The organism is Kitasatospora sp. NPDC056783, assembly GCF_042789895.1.
Taxonomy (GTDB): domain Bacteria; phylum Actinomycetota; class Actinomycetes; order Streptomycetales; family Streptomycetaceae; genus Kitasatospora.
The window spans coordinates 1-25111 of record NZ_JBHUAF010000096.1; the positions used below are offsets into that span (position 1 = coordinate 1).

Below are 25111 nucleotides of genomic sequence, written 5' to 3' on the forward strand. Positions count from 1 at the left end.
GGTGTGAGTGGTGCGAGTGGTGCGAGTGGCTCGACGGTCAGTCGGCGAGCCCGGCGAAGGCTCCGCCGTGGAACAGCAGCGGGTCCCCTCCGGCGGAGCGGCCCGCGCCCAGCACCGAGCCGACGAAGATCGTGTGGTCACCCCCCTCGTGGACGGCGCTGAGCCGGCACTCCAGCCACGCGTGGACGCGGCACAGCACGGGCGCCCCGGTGTGGCGGCCCGGCACGTGGTCGATCCCCTCGAACTCCCGCGCCCCGCGCGGACGCCGGTGGTCGGCGAAGTGCCGTGCCACCCACTCCTGGTCGCGGGCCAGTACCGACACCGCGAACGCCTCCTCGGCCAGCACGGCCTGATGGACCGCCGCCGACCCCACCACGCACACCAGCACCTGCGCCGGCTCCAGCGAGACGGACGTGAAGGAGTTGGCGGTCATACCGGACGGGGTGTCGCGCCCCGCCGTCAGCACGGTCACCCCCGTGGCGAAGCGCCCCAGCACCCCGCGCAGGGCCCGGCGGTCACGGATGTCCGCCTCGGGGGCCTCGTCCGGCAACGGGGGCAGGTCGAACGAGCCGGGCAGCGGTACGGACGCGGGCGGAAAGGAGGACATGGCGATCACCCCACGGTAGTGGTGCCGGGCAGGGAGGGTGCCGTCGCGGGGACGGCGTAGGGCGCCAGGGCGAGCCGCAACGGCTCGGGCACCCTGGTCGGGCGGGTGTCGGTGTTGGGGCCGCGCATGCAGGCGACCCGCTGCTGCCCGCGCGCGACCAGGTACTCACCGCCGTCCGGAGCCAGTCGGACGTAGTCGAAGGTGAAGGCGACCTGGGTCTGGGTGAGGTCCGCCAGCCGCATCCGGATGGACAGCTCGTCGAAGGCGGTGATCTCGGCGAAGAACTCGCAGTCCACCTTGAGGGTGAACAGCTTGAGGTCGGCGCGGATGTCGGCGAGCACCTCCGGGGCCTTCTCCAGGAGGAACATCTCCCGGCAACGCCCCTGCCAGCGCAGGTAGTTGACGTAGTAGACGTTGCCGACGAGATTGGTCTCCTCGAATCCCACCAGGTGGCGGTACTCGTAGTGGTCCGACACGGTCACCGGGCCCCTCCTGTCAGGACGGTGAAGGCCACCGGATCGGCGACGCCGTCCAGGGCGGTCACGAAGCTCGTGATCAGGTGCGCGCCGCCGCGGAACGCCACCCAGCCGGCCGGAAGCCCGCGGGCGTCCTCCAGACTGAGCGCCGCCACCGCGTGGCCCGCCTTGCGCAGCGTCTCCACCGCGCCCCACACCCTGGTCGCGGCCGTGCTCAACGGCTCGCCGCGTTCCGCGGCCAGAAGCCCGGCCAGCGCCGTGCCGTCCTCCCCCAGCAGCCCCTCCCACACCTCGGCGGTCCGCTCGGCGGCCACCTCGACGTCGCAGCCGACGACCTCGTCGGCGACCACCGTGAAGGTGACCCCGGCCGCGTGCGAGGAGGAGATCCACCGCCCGTCGGCCAGTTCGGGCCGCCCGTCGGGGCGGTGGTGCACCTCGGTGGCGCGCCCGAGCGCCCAGCCGGCCGCCTCGGCGGTGCGCCGGCGCCGGTCGGCGACCGAGTCTCCCGAGCCCTCGCCGCCGGGCAGCACCACGCACCGGACCGGGTGGCCCGACGCCGCCTCGACGCGCCGCTCCAGGAAGGGGCCGAGCAGCGCGGGCAGCCACGGTCCGGCGCCGTCCCGCTTGCGCACGGCCCGCAGCAGCAGGCCCTCCCAGCGCTCGACCGGCAGACCCGCCTCGTCGCGGACCTCCAGGTCGTAGAGGTAGCTGTCGCCGTCCCGGGAGCGCTCGCGGGCGTCCAGGAAAAGCAGCCGGCCGCCGCGCGCGGCCCCGGCGTCGGCCAGGTGCAGCCGCTCGACGCTGACCGGCAGCAGGGTGGCCTCGGGGACGCACGCCTGGATGGAGTGCATCAGCGCGTCCCGGGTGCCCGGGTCGGCCAGCAGCAGGTCGCCGGGATGGTAGCCGGCGAACCAGTCGGAGCGCGGCGTGTCGTCGATCTCGGCCAGGCAGTGCCGGGCGCCGAGGTCCCGGTAGCCGAGCAGCCGCCGGAAGCGGTCGCCCTGGAACAGCACCGGCCCGTACAGCTCGCCGGGCGCCAGCGGCACCCGCGGCACGTCCTCCGCGACCGGCGCCGGCTCGCCCCCGGGACGGGCCGCGCCGAAGCGCAGGACGGCCCGGAAGTGGTCCGCCTGGAAACCGGTCTCGCCACTGCGCACCACCGCCTCGACGGTGTCCGGCCCGGTGACGAGGACGGCGACCCGCAGGGTCGTCGCGCCGCCCACCGGGACGACGACGGGCCGCAGGAACCTCATGTCCTCCAGCACCGGGACGCCCTGGTGACCGGTCAGCGCGGTGGCCGCCTGGGTCATCGCCTCCATGCCGAGGACGGCGGGGAAGAGCAGGTCGCCGTCCAGCAGGTGGTCGGGCAGGTAGCGGTCGCCGCCGCCGGTCAGCTCGGCGTCCACCACCAGTTCGATGCCGGGGTAGTGCACCTGGGGGCGCTCCAGGAAGCGCAGCAGCGGCAGTTCGCGCTGCTCCAGGCTGATCGTCGGCAGGCCGCCCGCCCGGCCCATCACCACGAGCGCCGGGGCGGTGCCGGGGGTGGCGAGCAGTCGGCCGAGCAGCGCCACGCCGTCCTCGGTGGGGATCGGCTCGATGCCCTCGCGGACCAGGGCCTCCAGCACGCCGAGCCGCTCGCCCATGCCGGCGCCCGACCAGACCGACCACTCCAGGGCCAGGCAGCGGCAGTCGGGGTAGTCCTCCTGGAAGCGCACGGTCAGCTCGGTGAGCCAGTCGTTGGCGGTGGCGTAGTCCGCCTCCCCGCGCAGGCCGGCCCGGCCGATGATGCTGCCGAAGGTGACGAACAGGCGCAGCGCCGCCGGGTCGACCGCGGCGAGCACCGCCTCCACGCCGTCGATCTTGGTGGCCAGGGTGCGGCGGAACGAGGACTCGTCGAGGGTGGCGAGCGACTGCGGCTCGTTGCGGCCGGCTCCGTGCAACAGGCCGGTGACCGGTCCGAGCTCCCGGGTGATCTCGCCGACCGCCGCCTTGACCTGATCGGCGGAGGTGACGTCGGCCCGGGTGTAGTGCACCCGGACGCCCGCCGCCGCCATCCGGGCCAGGTTCCCGGCGAGTTCGGCGTCCTCGGCGGGGTCGGAGCGGCCCATCAGGCCGATCGCCGCGCCGTTCGCCCCGGCCAGCGAGATGGCGCACTCGGCGGTGATCCCCTTGCCGCCGCCGGTGACCAGCAGGACGTCCTGGGGGCCGAGTGCCTGGTGGGCCGGGTCCGGGTCGAGGTCGACCGCGCGCAGGACCGGCACCCGCCGGGTGCCGTCGGCGTCGTAGCGCACCTCGGCGAAGCCGGTGGTGGCCGCCGCGTCGGCGGCGATCCGGACGCTGATCCGCTCGGCCTCCTCGGCCGGCAGCTCGTCCGGGATCGGCAGGGTGACGACGGTGACCGGGATGTCGGGGGCCTCCAGGTGCAGGGTCTTGGCCAGCCCGGCCGCTCCCCTGCGGTCTCCGACCGCGACCAGCCGGGTGCCGGCGGCCCGGCGGGCCGGGTCGAGCGCGGCGCGGGCGGCTCCCAGCATCAGGCCGACGTGCTGCTGGGAGCAGTCCCGGGGCAGGGCGAGGAGTACACCGCCGCCGGGGCCGGAGGCGGCGAGCCGCTCGGCCAGCGGCCCGGCCAGCGGGTGCCGGTCGGAGGAGAAGACCTCCCAGTCCCCACCGGGCCCGGCCGCCGGGGCCGGGGCCGGCGTCTCGGTCAGGTCGATCAGGAACGGACGCACCCAGGGGGCCACGCCGGCCACGGCCGACCGACTGCCCGCTTCCACCGCGCTATCGGCCAACTCGTCCAGAAGTTCAGCGAGTTGACTGATCGTCGAAGTGGCGAAGGCGGTGGTCACCATCGGGGCGCCGATGCCCAGTTCCTGGGCTGCCTGGTTCATGATCTGGCCGACCGTGATGGAGCTGAGGTGCAGTTCGTCCAGCGGGTTGGCCGACGGGGAGACGGTCTCGACCGGCAGCTCGGCCCGCTCCGCGGCCAGCCGGATCAGCACCTCCAGGCTGGAGGCGCCCGACGCGGCGCCGGACTCCGGGGCCTCACCGGCGGTCGCGGCGCGCGGCGCGGCCGGCCGCGGTGCCCCGGCCCGCCCGGCGTGCCCGGCGTGCCCGGCGTGCTCGGTGTGCTCGGTGTGCTCGGTGTGTTCCAGGACGAAGTCCTCACCGCCGGTCTCGCACGGGCTGGCGAGGAACCGGAACTCCTTGTCCAGCGGCAGCGGCCGGGTGAACCGGTCGGCGAACAGCTGCTCGTGGCGGACGGGCGCGCCCATCGTCCAGGCGGTCGCGACGACGCCCAGCAACCCGGCCAGCGACATCGCGTCGGTCTCGGTGGCGACCACGGGGACGGCGGGGAGGATCTCTCCCGCCAGCGATCTGAGGACCTGGCCGGGGCCGACCTCGACCAGCAGGTCCACCTGCCCGGCCATCGCCTGGACCGCCTCGGTGAAGCGCACCGGCTGGACGACCTGGCGGGTCAGCAGGTCCACCACGTCCGTGTCGGCGGGCAGCAGGCCGCCCGTGACGGTGGAGACCAGTCCGTCACCGACCGCGCCGAAGCGCTCCTGGGCCAGGTGCCCGGCCAGCCCGGCCGCCGCCGGGGCGACGGCCGGCGAGTGGAAGGCGTGCGAGACGTTGACCCGCGCCACACCGACGCCCTGGGCCGCCGCCAGCGCGCAGACCCGGTCGACCGCCGCGACCGGCCCCGAGACCACGGTCTGCCGCGGGCTGTTGTGACCGGCGATCACCACCGGCTCCCCGACGACCAGCGCCTCGGCGAGCCCCGGGGTCGTGGCGAGCGCCGCCATCGCGCCGCCGCCGTCGCCCGCCGAGGCCATGATCCGGCCGCGGGCGCTCGCCGCGCTCAGCACGGTGGACTCGTCCATCGCGCCCGCCCAGTGCAGGGCGGTCAGCTCACCGAGGCTGTGCCCGGTGGCCCGGACCGCCTCGACGCCGAGCAGTTCCAGCACCCTCAGCCCGGCCACCGAGGCCGCGACGATCCGCGGCTGGGCGACGTCGGTGGCGACCTGATCGCCGTCGACGGGCAGCGCCAGCCGGTCGTACAGCTCCTCGACGACGGCGAACCGGCGGCGCAGCGCCCCTCCGTCGCCGCGTCGGCCGGCGCCCTGGCCGGGGAACAGGAAGCCGATCCGGGGCTCCGAACCGGCGCCGCCCAGGAAAACGCCGTGGGCGGTGTTCGACGCGGAGCGGACACCGGAGTCCAGCAGGCCCGCCAGCGCGGTCAGCCGCTCGACGGCCTGCTCGGGCGAGGCGGCCAGCACCGCGGCCCGCAACGGCCGGCCGGCCAGTTGGCCCTCCAGGGTGGCCGCCAGGTCGCCGAGTTCGGCGAACGACAGCTGGGCGCAGAACTCCGCCAGCCCGGTCGCCTTCGCCCGCAGCTCGGCCGGGTCGGCGCCGTCCAGCAGGAACAGTTCGGTGTCCTGACGGGAGGCGACCAGCCGGCGGGCGGCGGCGGGCACGGCGGTGCGCAGGACGCCGTCGGCGTGCTCGACCACGACGTGCGCGTTGATGCCACCGAAGCCCATAGAGGAGATCCCGGCCCGGATCGGCGCGCCCTGGGGCCACAGTTCGGCCCGGTCGGGGACGCGCATCGCCGGTTCGGGGCCGGTGAGTTCGGGGTGCGGGTCGACGTGGCTGGTGGCGGGCGGGATCACCTGGTGGCGGACCGCCAGGATCGCCTTGAGCAGCCCGGCGACACCGGCCGCGGCCTTGGTGTGGCCGAAGTTCCCCTTGACGGTGCTGAGCGCGGCCGGATGCCGGGCCCCGGCGGCCCGGCGGGCCTCGGAGAACGCGCGCAGCTCGGTGGCGTCGCCGACGGCGGTGCCGGTGCCGTGCCCCTCGAAGTAGCCGACCGTCTCGATGCCGAAGCCGGCCGAGCGGTAGGCACGGGCCAGGGCGAGGCGGTGGCCGCCGGCCTCGGGCCGGGTGATGCCGCCCTTGCCGTCGGAGGAGTATCCCCAGCCGGGGATGGTGGCGTAGCGGAACCGGCCCTGGGCGCGGGCGTCCTCGTCGCGCATCAGGACGACCATGCCGCAGCCCTCGCCGGGCCAGAAGCCGTTGGAGCCCTTGTCGTAGACCCGCATCTCGCCGGTGGCCAGCGCCCCGGTCTTGGCGAAGCCGATCACCTCGAACGGGTCGATGCTCAGATCGACGCCGCCGGCCACCGCGACGTCCATCCGGCCGTCGACCAGGGCGTCGCACGCGGTGGAGACGGACAGCAGGGAGGAGGAGCAGGCGCCGTCGACGGTGAAGCCGCCGCCCTTGAAGTCGAAGTGGTTGCAGATCCGGCCCGCGATGGTGTTGGCCAGGCCGCCGGCCAGGGTGTCCTCGCCGATCGGCGGGAAGGCGCTCTTGTAGCGGCCCTCCAGACCGTCCAGGAAGGCGGTCAACGCGGCGTCGTCCCAGCCCTGTTCGCGCAGCGCGGCGCCCACCGTGCGGCGCACGTACGGCCAGCGCAGGCGCATCAGGTTGGCCCGGCTGAACTCGCCGGTGAGGGTGTTGCCGATGATGACACCGGTGTTGGTGTCCTCCAGGCCCTCGCCGAACGGGAAGCCGGCGTCCTCCAGGGCGCGGGCGGCGGTGTCCAGGGCGAGCCAGTGGGTCATGTCGGTGGCCCGGAAGGTGCTGCCCGCGACGCGGTGGCGGACGCGGTCGAACTCGAAGCCCTCGATCACCGCGGCCCTGGCGCTGTAGAAGCGGTCGGGCGCGGCCGGATCGGGCGAGTAGTAGTCCTCGGCGCGCATCCGCACGTCGGGCAGCCTGCGGAAGGCCCGACGGCCCGCCAGCACGTTCTGCCACAGCTGTTCGGGGGTCTCGGCGTCGGGGTAGCGGCAGGCCATGCCGACCACCGCGATCCGCCCGGCCCCGGCCGGTCTGTCGTCGGCCGGAGCCGACGGGGACTGCTGCGTGCTCACGCCGCCACCGCCTCGCTGCTCGTGGGCCGTCCGGGCGCGGCCGGGTCGCCGTGGCGGCCCGCTCCGACTCCGTCGGTCCGGTTCCGCTTCTGTACGAAGTGCGCCACCCACCAGCCGGCGCCGCGCAGGGCGCAGACGATGGTGGTGGCGTAGAACAGCGTGTAGACGACGTTGAAGAGCATCAGCACGCCGTAGACCATGGCGACCGAGGCGCCGAACACGAACTGGTTGCGGCCCTTGGTCGGGGTGGTGCCGGGGTCGGTCACCATGTAGTTGGTGTAGAGCACGAAGGCGACGCCGCTCATCGGGCCGACCGCGGAGAACATCGCCACGTCCCAGATGAAGTGGCGCAGCACCGCCTGGATGACGAACCCGCCGAGCCAGCCGACGATCAGCGGGACCCGCTTGGTGAGCATCGCGTTGAGGACGGTGCCGGCGGTGGCGATGATCAGCGGGATGCCGACCCGGAAGAAGGTGTTGGCGTTCTCGGTGAACTCGTACGGCGGGGCGATGCTGACCCAGGAGCCGAACAGCACCAGCACCATGGTGATGCCGAAGTTGGACGGGTTCATGAAGTGCCGCATCCGGCCGTTCACCGGAGCCTGCAGGACGTGCTTGGCGGCGACGCCGATGAAGACGCCGAGCAGGATCGGCAGCAGCTTGTCGTTGGCGTAGAGCAGCATGTTCGCCGCGAGGGCGGTGATGTGGGCGGGCAGCAGGAACTCGTAGACGCCGCGGAAGCCGTTGCCCATGAACCGCGGGCCGCGCTGCTGCGCCCAAGCGCTGATCAGCTCCAGGACGATCTCGACCAGGTAGCCGAACGGCGCGCAGATCAGCGGCCACAGCCAGGGCTGTTCGAAGCCGAGCAGGGTGTAGCCGAAGATGTTGAAGACGGTCATGGAGAGCGCGAAGTTGCGCAGCGCGAGGTAGCGCGGGTCGCGGTTGGCCTGTCTCTTCGCGGGTCGGGGCCGGACGGCGTGGGCCGCCACCCCGGCGATCTCGGTGTCGGTCATCGGGCCGTCACCTCCTGGATGTCGTCGGTCAGCATGAGCGTGTGGCTTCCGGCGGTCAGCTGTCGGGTCTTGGTGTGCAGGCCGCCCCGGGCGTCGCGCCAGCTGAAGTCGGCGGTGACGGGGCCGGAGTAGCCGCCGAGGCCGAAGCGGACGTCGAAGCTGCGGAAGCCGCCGTGTCCGCCGCCGCCGTCGAGTTGGCCGATCTGCTTGCCGTCGGGGGTGGTGATGGTGACGGTGGTCCCGTAGGCGGGTGAGCCGGTTGCGGCCAGGCCCTGCCCGGCGGTGGCGCCCTGGGCCGGCCGGTACAGGCGCAGCGTCAGGTCGTGGCCGAGCGCCGGGGCCTGGTTGGCGTAGAAGGCCGGTTCGCCCCACTGGCGGGCGATCGCGAAGTCGAGGGCGCCGCGGCCGGTGGTGTCGGCGGTGGCGATGCCGCGGGTCGGGATCGGGACGTCGAGGCCGAGTTGCTTGCTGATGTTGGCGAACTTGCCGCTCGCGGTGCGGGCGTAGAAGGCCATGCCCTCGTCGCCGGCCAGGTCGTCACCGGGGCCGACGTTCGGCCACATCGCCGGGTTGGAGAGCAGGTCGTCGTTGGTCATGGCCATCTCCTGCAGCCACGGCCAGCGGTCGATGTCGCCCTTGACGAATCCGTCGGCCTGCAGGATGTTCTGCTTGCCGTTGTTGAGGAAGTCGCCCATCTTGGCGTCCCAGCCCCAGCCGGTCCAGGCCACGCCGTTGTCGGCGGCCTCCTGGGTGAACGGGGCGGTGCCGGCGTCCAGCTTCTTCTTGGCCTCGGCCTGGCTGCCGGCCCGGTTGATCCAGAGGAAGTTGCTCTCCTCCAGGCCCCAGGCCACGGTGATGTTGCTGACCATCATGTCGAAGCTGCCGTTGCCGTCCACGTCACCGAAGTCGACGCCCATGCCCTTGAACGATCCCTTGCCGAGCACGAAGGACTTGGGGGTGGTCGGGGTGCGCTCGCCGGTCGCCTCGGTGAAGCGGATCCGGCCGGGCGTCGAGACGTTGTGCAGCAGGTGGGCGTGGCCGAAGTCGTTGGCGATGTAGACGTCCGGCAGGCCGGAGCCCGTCAGGTCGGCGCCGGAGATGGCCAGCGTCCATCCGGTGGAGGCGTCGAACGGGATGGCGTCCTTCTCCTCGATGAACCGCGCGTCCGGCTCGGTGCCGATGGCCGAGGAGTGGTAGCGCAGCACGTGGTCGCCGCCGGCGTTCTTCGCGCTGGACAGCGAGTCGTTCATCTGGACGTTGCGGATGCCGTCGGGGTCGAGCACGTCGGAGTCGGGGAAGTAGTTGCCGATGATGATCGACGGATGGCCGCTGCCGTCCAGGTCGGCGACGTAGGCGGCGTCGGTGTTCCAGCGCGGGCCGTGGTAGCGGCCGTCGAGGCTCTGGGACGGGACGACCTCGCGCGGTACGTACGCCGCGGCGGACGGTGCGGCCGCGTCGTCCTTCGCCATGAACAGCACCGGGGTGCGGCCCCAGTAGGTGACCAGGAAGTCGGTGCGGCCGTCGCCGTTGAAGTCGCCCGGCGTGCAGCCGGTGGGCGCCATGGTGTCGTCCATCGGCAGCGGCTTGCCGTCCAGGACGAAGGGGGTGAAGCGGTCGGCGTCGCGCGCCGTCGGGGTGTAGGTGACCACGACGGAGTCGGTGCGGGTGTCCACGATGCACATGCCGTCGGCGAGACCGTGGCCGGTGACGTCGTTGACGGCGATGCTGGCGCCGACCGAGGAGATCCACGCGCGGATCTTCTGGTACGCCGGATTGACCTGGCGGATCGTCTTCATCGGCCGGGATTCGTACCCCGGCGGCATGGCGATGGGCATCTCCTTGAAGCTGTACGCCGCGGCCGCGTCGTCACCGCCCGCGACCGCCACGGAAGAACGGACGACGAGGAACATCGAGGCGGCCACCAATATGGTGACCAACCCCGGTACGAGTCTGCGGAATCGTCGTCGGTACGACATCCCAATTCCCTCCCGCTGGCGACATGGAATCGACTGCCCAAGGCCGGTGCGAACGAATTCGACAACCACCTGCCATCGGACCTGACACTTGAGGATGTCCCGGGCCCCTAAAGCGTGCTTCTCTGAAGTTGCCGGGGTTCGGACGCCGAACCGGGTGCGCCGCGTGGAATTCCACGGCCGGTTCGGCTGGGCAGTCTCGGAGAAGTCCGCGCACGGCTCCGCTGCAAAACTCGGGTGAGATCGGCCCCTTCGAATCCCCGTCTCGCGAGGTTCAATCCATGGTGTACACGTATGACGTGATTGTCGTCGGGTCCGGCTCCGCCGGAGCGGCCCTCGCGGCCCGGCTGAGCGAGGACCCGGGCCGTTCCGTGCTCCTCGTCGAAGCCGGCCCCGACTTCCCCGACCCGGCCGCCATTCCGCACGACATCACCGACGGCAACGCGATGTCGCTCAGCGAGCACGACTGGCGGTTCCGCGCGGAGATCACGGACGGACGGCGGATCATCTTCCCGCGCGGGAGGATCACCGGCGGCTCGTCCGCGGTCGGCGCGACCATCGCGCTGCGCGGCGTCCCGGAGAACTTCGAGCGGTGGGCGACGGACAACCCGGAGTGGACGTACGAGCAGGTCCTTCCGTACTACCGGCGCCTGGAGGACGACCTCGACTTCGACGACCGGTACCACGGCAAGGGCGGCCCGGTGCCGGTCCGCCGCTTCCGGCCGGACGAGATGACGCCCATGCAGGTCTCCTTCACCGAGGCGAGCCTGGCGGCCGGCTTCCCCGAGGTCGCCGACCACAACCACCCCGAGGCGACGGGCATCGGCCCCATCCCGTCCACCCGCCGCGACCCGCGCTTCCGCGTCTCCACCGCGATGGCCTACCTCACCCCCGGGGTCCGCTCCCGCGCCAACCTGACCGTGCTCGGCGCCACCCTGGTGCACGAGGTGCTGTTCGACGGCGACCGCGCCGTGGGCGTCCTGGCCTCGGCCGACGGCCGGGTGCCGGAGGAACTCCGGGCGCGCGCCGTGGTGCTGTCCGCCGGCGCCGTCAACTCCCCCACCCTGCTGATGCGTTCGGGCATCGGCCCGGCGCAGGACCTGACCCGGCTGGGCATCGACGTGCGACTCGACCGGCCCGGGGTCGGCGCCCACCTGATGGACCACCCGCGCACCGGTGTCTTCCTGCGGCCCAAGGACGGCGCGGTGGACACCGACGTGCCGTTCCTGCAGTCGATGGTGCGCACCACCGCCAAGGGCTCCACGGCCTTCAACGACATGCAGTACTACATGGTCAACCACTTCGACCTGACGCTCTTCCCCGAGCTCCAGATGCTGGCCGGCGCACCGATGATCTTCGGCGTGATGGTGGTGGACCAGCAGCCGGAGTCGGTGGGCCGGCTGCGGCTGGCCTCCACCGACCCGGCGGCGGGGCCCGACATCAAGCTGGACTTCCTCTCCACCGAGCGGGACCTGGAGAAGATGGTCCAGGGCGTCCGCACCTGCTGGGAACTCGTCAACCACCCGGGGATCGCCTCGAAGGGCGACGGCTTCATCGTGCTGAGCGACCGGCTCGTCGAGAAGGACGCGATGGTCGAGCAGTACGTCAGGACCAGCCTGGACAGCGGCTACCACCCGGTCGGCACGGCCCGGATGGGCACCGCCGAGGACGAGGGCGCGGTCGTGGACCAGCGGCTGCGGGTGCACGGCGTCGAGGGCCTGTACGTGGCCGACGCCTCCGTCATGCCGAGCATCGTCAACTGCAACACCAACCTCACCTCGATCATGATCGGCGAGCGGCTGGCGGACTGGCTGCGAGCCGAGTGACCCAGCCCGCCCACCCCGCCCGGCCCGACGGCCGCTCCGGTGCCCATGCGCCGGGGCGGCCGTCGGCGCTTCCGGCGCCGGCCGCCCGGGCCCGCACAGGGCAATCTGGGAGACGAGGAATCCACACCATTCCTGCCATTATGGGGAAAACCACGCCGTTGCCCGCCGGGCAGGAATTGCTCGCATTCCCCGATGTTTTCGGAAAAGCCCGCGGCGGCGGCCCGCACCGTCGAAAGGGAAGGCGTTTTCCCATGACCGATCCGAATGTGCTGAGCACGGTTCGCGTCCCGCTGGTGGAGGAGGCGGAGGCCGAGGGCCGGACGAAGGAGCTCTACGACGCGATCAAGTCGCGGATGGGCATCCCCTTCGTCCCGGACATGTTCCGGCTGGTCTCCAGCCGTCCCGACCTGCTGGAAGTCGTGATCGCCGGCTACGGAGGGGTCTTCAACGACGGGGTGCTGCCACGGGCGACCCGCGAGATGATCTCCGCCTGGAGTTCCAAGGTCAACGGCTGCCCGTACTGCGTCGGCACCCACAACTGGTTCCTGGCCCAGTTCGGCGGTTCCCCGGAACTGACCGACGCGATCCAGGACTCCCCCTCGGTCGAGGAGTTGCCGGTCGACGAGCGCACCAAGGCACTGATGCGGCTGGTCACCCAGGTCGGCACCGGCGCCTTCCGGATCACCGACGAGGACTGGGCCGCGACCGAGGCCGCCGGCTGGAGCAACGAGGAGATGCTGGAGGCGGTGTTCACCGCCTCCCTGTTCGCCTTCATCAACCGCCTGGTGGACGGACTCGGCCTGGGCAACTCGGTGACCCGCAGCCGGATCGCCTCCCAGCGGCAGGACGCCTCCGTCTCCGAGGAGCGCCTGGCGGAGGGCAGGTGAGCGGCCGCTCGCACGCGGTCCTGCTGACCGGCGCGTCCTCCAGCACCGGCATGTCCTCCGGCACCGGGCGGGCCGCCGCGCTGCGGCTGCACCGGGCCGGCCTGCCGGTGTACGCCACCGCGCGGCGGCCCGAGGCGCTGGCCGGCCTGGCCGCCGAGGGGATCCGGGTCCTGCACCTGGACGTCGACGACGAGGAGTCGATGACGGCCGCGGTGGAGAAGGTCGTCGCCGAACACGGCGCGGTCGGCACCCTGATCAACAACGCCGCGTACAGCCTCAACGGAACCATCGGGGAGACCCCGATCGACGAGGTGCGCGGCCAGTTCGAGACCAACCTCTTCGGGCTGTGCCGGCTCACCCAGCTGGTGCTGCCCGGGATGCGCGCGCAGGGCGGCGGCCGGGTGGTCATGATGTCGTCCATCTTCGGCCAGTTCGCCACCCCCGGCCGCGGCTACTACCAGGCCACCAAACACGCGCTGGAGGCCGTGAGCGACTCGCTGCGCCTGGAGGTGGCCCGGGACGGCATCAAGGTGGTGCTGATCGAGCCCTCACCGGTGCTCGGCGGGTTCGTGCCGATGTCGGTCGCCGACCTCGGGATGTCCGGGCAGGAGCACGGCGGTCTCTACGACGAGTTCTGGCGGTACTTCGTCGACTGGCACGGCGCCTACCGGGAGACCGAGCGGCCGACCGGGCGGGGCCGGATGGCGGTGCGCGCCGAGACCGTGGCCAAGGTCATCGAGAAGGCCGTCACCAGCGACAACCCGCGGATCCGGTACCGGATCGGGGTGCCCTCCCGGCTGCTGCCGCGCATGCGCTGGACCATCGGCGACGCGCTGTTCGAGCGCTTCGTCCGGGCGTTCTTCCCGGTTCCGTAGGCGGCGCCCCGCCCCGGCCGGGGCACAGCGCAAGCCGGGGCACAGCGCAAGAGAGAAGAAGGACGGGCCCGTTCCGGGTGCCACGATCGGGTGAAGCATCGACGAGAATCGTCGAAGGACCGAGGGAAGGACCCGCGGATGCCGACGGACCACGAGGGACGGGCGCACCACGGCATCCCGGGGACCCGGATCCGCGGCGGGCTCGTGAGCGTCGGGCGCGGGCTCGTCCAGGCGCCGCTCAGGGGGCTGTCCCTGCTCCAGGTCCGGCACGTCCCGACCGTGTCGTTCCGCGAGGCGTCCGGCGACACGGCCCGGGTCTACCGGGAGCTGGAGCGGGACTTCGGGGTGCTGGCACCGCCGGTGGCGTTGCACGCGCCGGTGCCGGAGCTGCTCGCCGCGTCCTGGGTGACGCTCCGCGAGACGATGCTGGCCGAGGGGCGGGCCCCGCGGACGGCCAAGGAGGCGGTGGCGGCCGCCGTCTCGGCGGGCAACCGGTGCCCGTTCTGCACCACCATGCACAGCACCATGCTCGACTCGCTGTCCCTCCGGCCGGTCCCGCGCCGCCGGGCCGGCCGGGCCGGGCCGGCGGCCGAGGGGCTGACGGCCGAGGAGCTGACGGCTTGGGTCACCACCGCGGGCACGCCGCCGTTCCCGCCCGAACTGCTCCCGGAACTGGCCGGCACGGCACTGTGCCTGCAGTACCTCAACCGGGTGGTCAACATCTTCCTGGGCTCCCGGCCACTGCCGCCGGGCGCCCCGGGCCGGGCGATCGGCCCGGTGCTCCGGGTGCTGATCGGCCTGATGCGCGGGTCCGTCCGGGCGGCGTCCGCGCCGGGCACCTCGCTGTCCCTGCTGCCGGCCGCACCGCTGCCGCCGGACCTGGACTGGGCGGCGGCCGACCCTCGGATCGCCGACGCGCTGGCCCGCGGCACCGCCGCCGTCGAACGGGTCGGCACCGAACTGGTGCCGGATCCGGTCCGGGAGGCGGTGGCCGCCGAAACGGCCCGCTGGGACGGCACCGACCCCGGCCTCGGCCGGGCCTGGCTGGACGCCCCGCTGAGCGAACTCCCGCCGGACGTGCGGCCGGTGGGCGAGCTCGCGCTGCTCACCGCGCTGGCCTCCTACCGAATCGACGACCGGGTCGTCGCCGCCGCCCGGCGGGCCGGCGCGGGCGACCGGGAGATCCTCGCGGCCTGCTCCTGGGCCGCCCTGCGGGCGGCTCGGCGGCGTGTTCGACACCTGTTGTCCGACGACTGAACTTCCGACACCCGGCCCTTTCCCGATCTCTGTCCGACACCTTTCCCGTTCCGTCGCCACTCCCCTCCGGCGATTCCTCCATCCGTCGAAAAACGCAGTTCCATCGATGGCCACACACCCCTCCGTCACCTCCGGAAAAATGGCGTGAAAACCGCCGGGCGAAGACCACCGGTCTTCCCGGCCCATCCGGAGGAATGCCACCCATCCATTCGTCGACGAGCTTGGAGAGTCGCTGTGCAGATCGCTGTCGAACGCGCGATTGAAACGATGTGGAAGCGCTACGAGGAACCGCTCTCGCTCGACGAGATCGCCAACACCGCAATCCTCAGCAAGTTCTACTTCTCCCGGGTCTTCCGCAATCTCACCGGCACCTCCCCCGGGCGCTTCCTCTCCGCCGTCCGGCTGCACCAGGCGAAGACCATGCTGCTGGAGACCGACCTCAGCGTCACCGAGATCTCCTACCGCGTCGGGTACAACAGCCTCGGCACCTTCACCAGCCGGTTCACCCGCAGCGTCAGCCTCTCCCCCGCCCGCTACCGGGCGCTGGCCAGAGCCGGCCTGCCCGAACGCGGCGGGCGGCCCGGTGCCGGTGCGGCGCACTCCGACGGCGGCCGCCGCACCTTCGCGGTGAACGGCAGCATCCGCTCGCCCGAGGCCGGACAGCCCGTGCGGATCTACATCGGCGCGTTCCGCGAACCCATCGTGCAAGGCCGCCCGGTCGCCTGCGAGATCCTGGACCGGCCCGGCCCGTTCACGCTGCGCGCCCCCGAGGGCGTCTGGTTCATCCGGGCCGCCGTGGTCCCGGCGAGCGACTTCCCGGTCCCGCCCTGGGAGCGGCGGCCGCTGTTCGTCGCCTCGGGCCCGGAGCTCTGCGTGCGCCACGGCCAGGACAACGCCCCCGTCAAGCTGGCGGCCCGCCAGCTCACCGCGCTGGACCTGCCGATCCTGCTGGCCCTGCCGGAACTCGACTCCCCGCGGCGGCCCGCCGACGGCACCGCGCCGCTACGCCTGCCCGCCCTGAGCGGGGTGTGAGGGTCCGCCTCACGGCGAACGGGCGGGACCGCTGAGCAGCGGTCCCGCCCGTTCTTCGTGAGCCGTTCGCCGTGAGCCGTTCGCCGTGAGCCGTTCGCCGGAAGCCGGAAGCCGTGCCCGCGTCCGGCGCCCCGCGACCGGTCCCGCTCAGCGGCCGGCCAGCGGCTCCACCTCGGCCGTGGGCGGCACGAACGGGCCCCAGGCGAACGCCGCCTCCCACGTCCCGGCCGACTTCCCGGACCAGTCCAGGCCCTCGATCTGCGGCCGGGTACGGCGGCCGGTCAGCGACCGGAAGACGTCCACCCCCGCCCCCCGCACGGTCGCGGCGGGGGTGCCCTCGCCCACCACCCAGACCTGCCCGGCGGTCTCGATCCGCAGCGCCGGCAGCCCGCCGCCGTTCACCGCCAGGCCGAAGCCCATGGTGCTCAGCTCCAGCGCCCCGCGGAACGCCGGGTGGGCGGCCGGGTCCGCGGGCGCGTCCAGCCTCTGCCGCAGGTCCAGCTCGTGCGAGAACACGTCGAGCAGCAGGATCCGTCGGCGCAACTCCGGGGTGCGGCCCAGGGCCGCGAGCAGCGCACCGTCCAACGCGTCCCAGCGATGGAGCAGTTCGGCCGCCGGGACCCCTTCCAGCGGAACCAGGTCGATCTGGTTGTCCTCCAGGGAGACGAACGACTCGCAGATGTGCACCAGGTGCCCGATCAGGTCCCGCACGCTCCACTCCGGGCAGGCGGGCAGGCGGACGGCGGCCGGGTCCGGCAGCCCGGCCGCCAGGGTGGCGATCGCCTCGCGACTGTGCCGGTAGGCCGCGTGCTGCTCGGCCGGATCGTGCTGGGTCTGCGCCGCTGTCACGGCCGCCTCCTCCGGTTCAGGGCGCCGGGCGGCGCCGCCGTCACACCGTGTTCCGTTCGCTCGCGACGCCGGCCTGACGTTTCGTCACCATTCCGGCTCCGTACATCCAGTGGACGGTGTCGGCGATGGTCTCCTCGACCGGCCGGGGCGCGGGGCGGCCGGCCGTCGCGGCCGCCGCGACGGGCACCGCGTGGACGCAGGTGTAGGCCGCACCGTACTCGGCCGGGATGTGCCAGGGCCACCAGCGCTGCACGGCGTCGGCGAACCGGGCCGCCGGGAGCATGGCCCGGCCGGGCAGCCGGGCGGCCGGCAGGGCGCGGCCGGTGGCGCTCCGCAGGGCCGCCAGGTAGTCGGCGGTGGCGAGGTAGCGGCCGGGGGTGAAGATCCGGGCCGGGGTGTCCGACGCCGGACCGGCGGCGAGGCCGGCCAGGACGGCGGCGGTGTCCCGCACATCGCCGAGCGGGAAACCGCCGGTGGGCCAGAGCGGCATCAGACCGCGCAGCGCGTCGCGCAGCCGGCCGGTCTGGTCGCCGAGCCGGGGGTCGTGCGGGCCGAGCAGGGCGGGCGGGTAGGCGATCCGCACCGGAGCGCCCTCGCGCTGGAGCAGCCGGGCGACCCGTTCGCAGGCCGCCTTGCTGGCCAGGTACGGCTCCGCCGGCCGCCCCACGGCGCTGTCGGCGTGCAACTCCGGTTCGGTGCTGGGGATCAGCGCGCCGACGGTCGACACGTGCACCACCGTGCCGGCGCCGGAGCGCACCGCGGCCCGCAGCACCGTCTCGGTTCCCAGCACGTTGGTACGGGCGATGTCGGCGCGGCGCCTGCGGTCGAAGGAGTAGACCGATCCGAGGTGGACCGCCGCGCCGACGCCCTCGCACAGCCGACTGACCGCGGCCTCGTCGGTGACGTCGCCGACGACGGGCCGCACCGCGTCCGGGTCGACCCCGAGCGGGTCCAGCGCGGGCGCCACCCGTGCCGGGTCGCGGACCAGCAGCCGCACCCGGGCTCCCGCGGCCACGAGGGCGGCGACGGTGTGCGAGCCGAGGAAGCCGGTGCCCCCGGTGACGGCGACCAACGGCGCGGCCCGTTCGGCGGCGTTCACGGTCGGCCCGGCACGAGCTGGTCGCTGATGTCCTCCAGCCGGCGGCTGCGCGTCTCCGGCCCGATCCACAGGAAGGCGAGGGCGGCGGCCAGCAGCGGCACCGCGCCCAGCAGCGCGGTGCCGGCCAGCGAGGGCACCGTCGCGGTGGCGACGGTCAGGGCCAGGATCAGGACGCCGCCCGCCTTCGTCATGCCGGCCGCGAAGCCGGTGGCCCGTGAGCGGACCAGGGTCGGGTAGACCTCGGCCGCGTAGCTGATCACCACCGCGACCACCGAGCTGACGCCGGACAGCGGGACCACCAGCAGCAGGGACAACAGGGTCCGATCGTGGGCGAGTTGGTCGCCGGCGACGACGAAGCCGAGCAGCGTCAGCCCGGTGACGGCGCTGGTCGCGACGATGGTCCTGCGGCTGCCCCAGACGCCGTACAGCCAGGCGGTGAGCACCGTCAGCGGCAGGCCTATCAGCGCCGCGTTGCGGACCACGTAGTCGGAGTTGATGGCCGAGTAGCCGAGTTGCCGCAGGTTGGTGGGCACCCAGAGCTGGAAGCCGTAGGTCATCAGCCCGATGCCGAGGCCGAGGACGGTGATCGCGGTGGTCGGGCCGACCAGCGGGCGGCGGAAGAGCAGGAACGTTCCACCGCGGTCGACCTCCCGGCCCGGCTCGACCTCCTGCTCAGGGATCTCCCGGGCGACCGCGCCGTAGCGGGCCATCACCTGCTCGGCCTCCGCCTGTCGGCCGCTGGCCAGCAGGAAGCGCGGCGACTCGGGGATCCACCGGTTGAGGGCGATGAACACCAGCCCGCTGGGCAGCCCGACCAGCCACAGGACGCGCCAGCTGTAGGTCGGCGTCAGCCAGCCCGCCAGCCAGCTGGTGATGACGTACGCCCCGGCGATGTCCCCGCCGATCAGCACCATCAGCCAGCCGCGGTGCTTGGAGGGGATGGTCTCGGCGAGCAGGGTGAAGGCGATCGGCAGCATGCCGCCGGCGCTCATCCCCATCACCAGGCACATCACCAGGTTCCAGCCGAAGCCGGGCATGGTGCCGCAGATCGAGGTGGTGACGAAGAGCATGCCGGCCATGATGATCGACGCCCGGCGGCCGATCCGGTCCCCGAGCCAGCCCCACAGGAACGAGCCGAGCACGGTGCCGGTGATGCCGAACAGCGGCAGCCAGGAGACCGGGACGTCACCGTGCGGGTTCGCCGGTGAGCGCAGTCCGTACTCGGCGGCCATGCCGGGGGCGACGAAGGCCAGCGCGGTCGGCTTCATCACGTCGATGGTGACGGCCAGCGCCATGGCGAGGGCCAGCGCGACGTGCGGGGCGCGCAGCGGGGCGTCGTCCAGCGCGCGGACGCTGATCCGGCGGGCGTTGCGGCTGATCGACCGGCCCGCCCGGGGCACCACCCCGTAGAAGCTCAGGCCGAGGCCGACGACGATCATCACCATGCCGATGACCATGGGCGCGTCGGGGGCCATCCCGGCCATGTGGTAGCCCATGTCCCGCGAGCCGAAGTACATCGGCAGGTGCAGGAACACGCCGGCCGTGCTGGTCAGCGCACCGGTCCAGAAGGCGATGGGGTGGGTGAACCCTCCGCCCCGCGGGGACCGGCCGGTGCCGCCCCCCGTCGTTCCGACCACGGACATCTGTGACTCCTCTGCTACCGAACGGACGGGACGGGAACGCGCGGTGCCCGCGGTACGGGCGGTACGCGACAAGGGCGGTACGCGTGCGGGGCGGTACGTGGTGGAGGCGGTAGGCGTGCGGGCGGCCGCCCGTCAGCCGACGGGCGGCTCACCGGGGACGGCGCCGGTGCGGCGCGCGGCGTCCACCTGGACGTCCTTGGCGAAGGAGGCCATCAGCACGGGGACGGCCTCCGCCTGGAAGTCGACCTCGGAGTCGAACTCCTTGATCATCCCCTCCAGCACCAGCAGCGACAGCAGCGGGAAGGCGAACTCGGCCGCGGCGAACACTCCGAAGTCCCGCTGGAGCTTGAACAGCCGGGGCGCGAAGGCCCCGAGCTCGAAGTCCGCGGACAGCGCCCCGGCGGCCTCGTCCACCAGGGCCGTCACGGCGGTCCGGAAGCCCTCGCGGTCGAGGTCCCCGGGCAGCCGCGCGGCGCTGTCCAGGACGATGTCGGCGCACTTCGGGCCGTTGCCCTGCGCCATGTTGAGGAAGAAGCCCGCGAAGGAGCGCCGGACGGGGTCGGGCAGACGCACCACGAACCCGGCGTCGAGGACCACCACCCGGCCCTCGCCGTCCAGGCAGAGGTTGCCCGGGTGCAGGTCGCAGTGGACCAGCCCGTCGACGAAGAGCATCCGGTAGACGGCCCGGAGCACGTCCCGGACCACCTCCCGGCGGCGCTCCACGGTCATGCCCAGCGGCCGGAAGCGGCCGATGCCGGGGATGAACTCCATGGTGAGCACCCTCGGCCCGCACAGGCCGTCGACCGGCGCCGGAATCCGCAGGTCGGTGTGGCCGGCGAGGTTGGCGCGCAGCAGCGACAGCGAGTCCCGCTCGGCGGTGAAGTCGAGCTGGTGAAGAACGGCGCCGCCGAGTTGGCCGATCATCTCCTCGGCGGGCAGGTCCCGCATGCGCGGCACCACCCGCCCGGCGCGGGCGCCGAGCAGGGCCAGCCGCAGATCGGCCTCCAGCACCGGGCGGATGCCGTGCCGCTGCACCTTGACGGCGACCTCGGTGCCGTCGGCGAGCCGGGCTCGGTGAACGCTGGCGATGCTTCCGCAGGCCACCGGCTCCCACTCGAACTCGGCGAAGGCGTCGGCGAATCCGGACTCGGCGAGGGTCCGGACCACCGCGGCGCGGCGCGGCGGGCGCACCTCGTCGGACAGTTCGGCGAGCGCGTCGCACCACCGTTCCGGGAGGAGGTCGCGGCGGGTGCTGACCAGTTGCCCCGCCTTGACGAAGAACGGGCCCAGCGCGGTCAGCAGCCTCGGCGCCCGGTCCGCCAGGCGGGCCCGGCGGCCACGGGTCACCAGCTGCGGCAGGGCCGCGACGAGATGCCCGGTGACGATCGACGCGGTGGCACAGGCCCGTCCGGCGAGCAGCCACCGACTCGTCCGCTGTTCTGGCACGGCGCCTCCAGGTCCCTCGGGTCGGGCGGGCCGAACCGGCCCGACAGCGAGGAAACCAGCCGCCAGGTGGACGATCTATACGCGATATTGCCCAATTCGGCCGGGGCCCGCGCCGGGCGGCCCGAGGTAGGTCTGGGCGATGCCCAGCCAGTGGTCGGCCGCCGCGCCGACAGCGGTCAGCGCGAGGTCGTCGCGGTGCCCGCGCCGGGTGACCAGCAGGCAGAAGTCGGCGGCCGGGCCACTGATCCGTTGCTCGGCGTCCTCGGGGCCGAAGGCCCAGGAGACGCCGGACGGTCCGGTCAGCTCGAACCGGAAGGGCTCGGCGGGGGGCTCCAGGCCGCGGGCGGGGTAGGCCAGGTCCCGGGTCCTGGTGCCGAGGAAGGCGATGTGACCGATCCGGTCGGTGAAGGCGTAGGGGACGTCCAGGGCCCGGTGGAGGTCCTGGCCGTGGGCGAACAGTTCCATCAGCGCGACGGCGGCGAGCACACCGGCCGGCAGCGGACCGGTCAGCCACGGCACCGGTTCACGGCGGGGCACCGCGGCGAGGCCCCGGACGACGGCGGCCCGCCGCCCGGCCCAGCGGCGCAGCAGCTCGGGGACGGGCTCGGCGAGTCCTTCGGCGAGCGTGTCCGCCATGCCCGCCTCGAAGTCCTCCCGGACGGGCGCGGTCTCGGCCTCGAAGGCGGCCGGGTCGCGCAGCCCGAGCTCGATCAGACGGCTGACCGACGCCAGGTGCGCCACCTGGTGCCGGACCGTCCAGCCGGCGGCCGGGGTAGGCGCGTCCCACTGCCCGGGGGTCAGGTCCGCCACCAGCCGGGCGAGCGCCTCGCCTTCCGTCTCCAGGTCGGCGCAGACGTCCTGCATTGCGGTCATGTGGACATTTCCTTCCTTGTCGAGGCTCGGTCAATCGGATCCCGCGTTCATTTTCCGAACCGGGGCCCCGCGCGCGCTTCTCCATACGTGCCGCCGATGACCGACCCCGGACAATCGGGGGCGAATAGGTCGCCGCACCGGAGAAGGGCGTTCCACACCGGCCACACCGCAATCCAGAAGGTGCGAAAGTCATCCCACCGCAAAACGATGTGTCTGCGCCAAAACCGGCCGGAGCGCCTTCGGCCGGTTCCGACGAACCCCGGGAGCATCGCATCGGATGAGGGAGCCACCAGGTCGCCGAGACTCCGCGGCGGTCACTACACACGGACCGGGCGACGTCACCCGTCGCGCGCCGGAACCGCCGACCCGCAACCCCGCGTAGACCGGGCGAAGGCTCGGGGGATTCACCGATCACAGGTAAAGCACGCGAGTTACCAACGAGTACAGGTGGGGGTTATCCGGATGCCTATTGCGGTGGCGATAGAGCGCAGCATAGACACGATGTGGCAGAACTACGCGGACCCGCTTTCCCTCGAGCAGCTGGCCGAAACCGCCTCCTACAGTAAATTCCACTACTCCAGGATGTTCAACGAGCTGACCGGGACGTCTCCCGGCCGGTTCCTCACCGCGATCCGGCTGTTCATGGCCAAGCGGCACCTGCTGGAGACCCCGGCCAGCGTCACCGACATCACCTACCGCGTGGGCTACAACAGCCTCGGCACCTTCACCAGCCGGTTCACCCGCAGCGTCGGCGTCTCACCGACCCGCTACCGCTCGCTGGCCCAGGACAACGACCTGCCACCGCTCACCCCGCCGGCCGCCCGGACCGGCCACGGCTTGTCCACCGTCACCGGACAGCTCTACTTCCCCACCGACGTCGGCCCCGTCCGGGTCTACGTGGGCGCGTTCAACACCCCGATCGTCGAGGGGTACCCGCAGGCCTGCGACATCCTGGACGAGGCCCGTCCGTTCCGCCTCGACGTCCCCGACGGCCTGTGGTTCATCCGGGCCGCCGCCGTGTCCACGGCCGACGACCGCCCCAGAGCCCGGATCCTCCCACCCAGACTCGTCGGCACGGGCTGGGCGGTCCGGGCCCGCGGCGGCCGCTCCTACAGCACCGACGTCCAGCTCCACGAGGTGACCCAGCTCGACCTGCCGATCCTGCTCGCCCTCCCGGAACTGGACGGCGCCCTCCGCGGACCGCTGGCCGCCGCCCACTAGGCCGCATCTCACGATTCGCTTCGCGCGCCCGGCGGGAACGGTGGGACACGGCCTGGCGGCCCGGGGCGCGGCACGTACCCGCCGGCCGCCGGCGCGTGGCCCTCTCCGGGCCCCCTGCCGACCGGCCGGTCGGTCCGGCCGCCCGGCCCAGCGGCGGGGAGCCACCCGTACGGAGGGGGTGGGGGGACGGGCCGGGGTAAGGCCCGCCTAGGCTGTGTGTCAAGCAAAAAGGGGCGAACCGGACCCGCACCAGGGACCACGAGGACGGAAAGCAGGACCCGCCGATGGGCGACGGAATGTCAGGAATGCACCACCACGGCGGGATGACCCAGCTAGGCCCGTTCACCTTGTCCAATGTCTGGACCTGGTCGCCGGACTGGGTGTTCCTGCTCGGCGGGCTGGTGATCCTGGGGCTGTACGCGGCGGGCGTGGTCCGGCTGTACCGGCGCGGCGACCGCTGGCCGGTCGGCCGGATGGTCGGCTGGGCGGCCGGTGTCGCCAGCCTCCTGCTGGTCACCTGCAGCGGGCTGAACGACTACGGCATGGTGCTGTTCAGCGCACACATGATCCAGCACATGGTGCTCTCCATGCTGACGCCGATCCTGCTGCTGCTCGGCGCCCCGATCACGCTGGCGCTGCGGGCGCTGCGCCCGGCCGGCAAGGGCCGTCCGCGCGGGCCGCGCGAGCTGCTGGTGGCGCTGCTGCACAGCCGGTACGTGCGGATCATCTCGCACCCGGCGTTCACCATCCCGATGTTCATCGCGAGTCTGTACGGGGTCTACTTCACCCCGCTGTTCGACTTCCTGATGCAGTACCGCGTCGGGCACATCTTCATGATGGTGCACTTCCTGCTCACCGGTCTGGCCTTCTTCTGGCCGATCATGGGCGTGGACCCGGGCCCGCACCGCCCGGGCCACGTGATGCGGATCATCGAGCTGTTCATGGGGATGCCGTTCCACGCCTTCTTCGGCGTGGCGGTGATGATGGCCGTCCACCCGCTGGTCACCACCTTCACCGTGGAGGGCGCGCCGCCCGGAACCGACTTGCTGGAGGACCAGAAGCTGGCCGGCGGCATCACCTGGGCGTTCGGCGAGATCCCGACCGCGATCGTGCTGATCGCGCTGGTCTACCAGTGGATGGGCTCGGAGCAGCGGCACGCCCGCCGTCGCGACCGCTCCGAGGAGCGCACCGGTGACGCCGAGCTGGAGGCGTACAACGCCTACCTGGCCTCGCTGCACAAGCGCGACCAGCGCCCGGGGGCGGGGGCGGGCCCGGTCCCGGCCGCCGACGCCGTCGGCGGCTGAGCGGCCCACCGCCCGACACGGAACCCCCGTTCCCGGAAGCCCCTCCGGAACGGGGGTTCCGCCGTTCCCGTCCCGGAACCCCGTTCCCCGTACGAGAACGCTCGTTCCGGGCGCCCCGGAACGAGCGTTCCGCCGAATGCGTTCGAACAGACATGCACGTCCTGCTGATCGTCGCCGTCCTGCTCTGCGGGTGCGTCCCGCTCTGGCTGCTCGGCTTCCTCGGCCTCGCGCTGTACCAGCGCCGTCGGCGCGCCCCCGCCGGCGCCGACTACCTGGTGGTCCTGGGCGCCGCGCTGGACGGCTGCGAGCCGGCGCCCCCGCTGGCGGCCCGACTGGACGCCGCGCTGGAGCGCCTCGCCGCCGAGGAGCGGGCCGGACACGCCCCGCTGGTCCTGGTGACCGGGGGGAAGGGGCCGCACGAGCAGTGCACGGAGGCCGCCGCGATGGCCCGCTACCTGGTCGCCCGGGGCGTCCCCGCCGGGCGGATCCGGCGCGAGGAACGGGCCGTGAACACCGCCGAGAACCTCCGGTTCAGCGCCGCCCTGATGGCCGCCGAGCGCCCCGGCTACCGCTGCACGGTGGTCACCAACGGCTTCCACACCGTCCGCTCCGCCCTCGCCGCCCGCCGGGCCGACGCCCCGGCCGCCGTGCTCGGCGCGGACGGCCCGCTGGCGCACGGCCCGTACCTGCTGCTGCGCGAGGCCGTCGGCACCGCCCTCGCCCTGCTCGGCCGCGCCTGAACCGGGGCCGACGGCCCCGCGCACCACGCCCTCCGGCAGCCGGAAGGCCCCGGGTCC

18 protein-coding genes are annotated in these 25111 nt (G+C 73.1%); 8 read left to right on the forward strand and 10 right to left on the reverse strand.

What is annotated here, in order from left to right; all coding sequences use genetic code 11:
* Nucleotides 1–37 precede the first annotated feature (37 nt).
* From ACFRMQ_RS16540 to ACFRMQ_RS16560, 5 genes are read right to left on the reverse strand one after another with little or no spacing between them, the layout of a single operon-like run.
* Nucleotides 38–616, reverse strand: coding sequence for a flavin reductase family protein (locus ACFRMQ_RS16540; protein ID WP_380731161.1), 579 nt, complete (start codon nt 614–616; stop codon nt 38–40).
* Nucleotides 613–1083: an acyl-CoA thioesterase gene (locus ACFRMQ_RS16545; protein WP_380731178.1), complete on the reverse strand. Its 471-nt coding sequence runs from the start codon at nt 1081–1083 to the stop codon at nt 613–615. The genes ACFRMQ_RS16540 and ACFRMQ_RS16545 overlap by 4 nt, the downstream gene beginning before the upstream one ends.
* A gap of 2 nt (nt 1084–1085) precedes the next feature.
* A complete protein-coding gene (locus tag ACFRMQ_RS16550; protein WP_380731162.1) occupies nt 1086–7016 on the reverse strand; it encodes an SDR family NAD(P)-dependent oxidoreductase in 5931 nt (1976 codons plus the stop codon).
* Nucleotides 7013–8029 (reverse strand): enediyne biosynthesis protein, encoded by a 1017-nt coding sequence (locus tag ACFRMQ_RS16555; RefSeq protein WP_380731163.1) that lies wholly within the window; start codon nt 8027–8029, stop codon nt 7013–7015. The genes ACFRMQ_RS16550 and ACFRMQ_RS16555 overlap by 4 nt, the downstream gene beginning before the upstream one ends.
* Nucleotides 8026–10005 (reverse strand): ASPIC/UnbV domain-containing protein, encoded by a 1980-nt coding sequence (locus ACFRMQ_RS16560; protein WP_380731164.1) that lies wholly within the window; start codon nt 10003–10005, stop codon nt 8026–8028. Before ACFRMQ_RS16560 ends, ACFRMQ_RS16555 begins: the two co-directional genes overlap by 4 nt.
* Nucleotides 10006–10283: 278 nt before the next feature.
* Between ACFRMQ_RS16560 and ACFRMQ_RS16565 the strand changes: the two genes are divergently transcribed.
* The 5 genes from ACFRMQ_RS16565 (at nt 10284) to ACFRMQ_RS16585 (ending at nt 15879) form a co-directional block, all read left to right on the forward strand.
* Nucleotides 10284–11828 (forward strand): GMC family oxidoreductase, encoded by a 1545-nt coding sequence (locus ACFRMQ_RS16565; protein WP_380731165.1) that lies wholly within the window; start codon nt 10284–10286, stop codon nt 11826–11828.
* 251 nt (nt 11829–12079) lie between these two features.
* A complete protein-coding gene (locus tag ACFRMQ_RS16570; protein ID WP_380731166.1) occupies nt 12080–12715 on the forward strand; it encodes a carboxymuconolactone decarboxylase family protein in 636 nt (211 codons plus the stop codon).
* Nucleotides 12712–13590, forward strand: coding sequence for an SDR family NAD(P)-dependent oxidoreductase (locus ACFRMQ_RS16575; protein ID WP_380731167.1), 879 nt, complete (start codon nt 12712–12714; stop codon nt 13588–13590). The genes ACFRMQ_RS16570 and ACFRMQ_RS16575 overlap by 4 nt, the downstream gene beginning before the upstream one ends.
* Before the next feature lie 138 nt (nt 13591–13728).
* Nucleotides 13729–14847: a carboxymuconolactone decarboxylase family protein gene (locus tag ACFRMQ_RS16580; protein ID WP_380731168.1), complete on the forward strand. Its 1119-nt coding sequence runs from the start codon at nt 13729–13731 to the stop codon at nt 14845–14847.
* A 234-nt stretch (nt 14848–15081) separates the two neighbouring features.
* Nucleotides 15082–15879 carry a helix-turn-helix transcriptional regulator gene (locus ACFRMQ_RS16585; RefSeq protein ID WP_380731169.1) on the forward strand — a complete coding sequence of 266 codons (798 nt, stop codon included), beginning with the start codon at nt 15082–15084 and terminating at the stop codon, nt 15877–15879.
* 147 nt (nt 15880–16026) lie between these two features.
* Here the strand turns inward: ACFRMQ_RS16585 and ACFRMQ_RS16590 are convergent, their stop codons facing one another.
* The 5 genes from ACFRMQ_RS16590 to ACFRMQ_RS16610 all read right to left on the reverse strand — a co-directional run bounded on the left by ACFRMQ_RS16590 (nt 16027) and on the right by ACFRMQ_RS16610 (nt 21789).
* A complete protein-coding gene (locus ACFRMQ_RS16590) occupies nt 16027–16728 on the reverse strand; it encodes a maleylpyruvate isomerase family mycothiol-dependent enzyme (protein WP_380731170.1) in 702 nt (233 codons plus the stop codon).
* A 40-nt stretch (nt 16729–16768) separates the two neighbouring features.
* Nucleotides 16769–17827, reverse strand: a complete 1059-nt coding sequence (locus tag ACFRMQ_RS16595; protein WP_380731171.1) for an SDR family NAD(P)-dependent oxidoreductase — start codon at nt 17825–17827, stop codon at nt 16769–16771.
* Nucleotides 17824–19470, reverse strand: a complete 1647-nt coding sequence (locus ACFRMQ_RS16600; RefSeq protein ID WP_380731172.1) for an MFS transporter — start codon at nt 19468–19470, stop codon at nt 17824–17826. Before ACFRMQ_RS16600 ends, ACFRMQ_RS16595 begins: the two co-directional genes overlap by 4 nt.
* Nucleotides 19471–19602: 132 nt before the next feature.
* A complete protein-coding gene (locus ACFRMQ_RS16605) occupies nt 19603–20916 on the reverse strand; it encodes an ABC1 kinase family protein (RefSeq protein ID WP_380731173.1) in 1314 nt (437 codons plus the stop codon).
* A 75-nt stretch (nt 20917–20991) separates the two neighbouring features.
* Nucleotides 20992–21789, reverse strand: coding sequence for a TIGR03084 family metal-binding protein (locus tag ACFRMQ_RS16610; RefSeq protein WP_380731174.1), 798 nt, complete (start codon nt 21787–21789; stop codon nt 20992–20994).
* 501 nt (nt 21790–22290) lie between these two features.
* On the opposite strand from ACFRMQ_RS16610, the gene ACFRMQ_RS16615 reads away from it, so the two are divergent.
* The 3 genes from ACFRMQ_RS16615 (at nt 22291) to ACFRMQ_RS16625 (ending at nt 25054) form a co-directional block, all read left to right on the forward strand.
* Nucleotides 22291–23010 carry a helix-turn-helix transcriptional regulator gene (locus tag ACFRMQ_RS16615; protein WP_380731175.1) on the forward strand — a complete coding sequence of 240 codons (720 nt, stop codon included), beginning with the start codon at nt 22291–22293 and terminating at the stop codon, nt 23008–23010.
* A gap of 305 nt (nt 23011–23315) precedes the next feature.
* Nucleotides 23316–24314, forward strand: a complete 999-nt coding sequence (locus ACFRMQ_RS16620) for a cytochrome c oxidase assembly protein (RefSeq protein ID WP_380731176.1) — start codon at nt 23316–23318, stop codon at nt 24312–24314.
* 152 nt (nt 24315–24466) lie between these two features.
* Nucleotides 24467–25054, forward strand: coding sequence for a YdcF family protein (locus ACFRMQ_RS16625; protein WP_380731177.1), 588 nt, complete (start codon nt 24467–24469; stop codon nt 25052–25054).
* Nucleotides 25055–25111 lie beyond the last annotated feature (57 nt).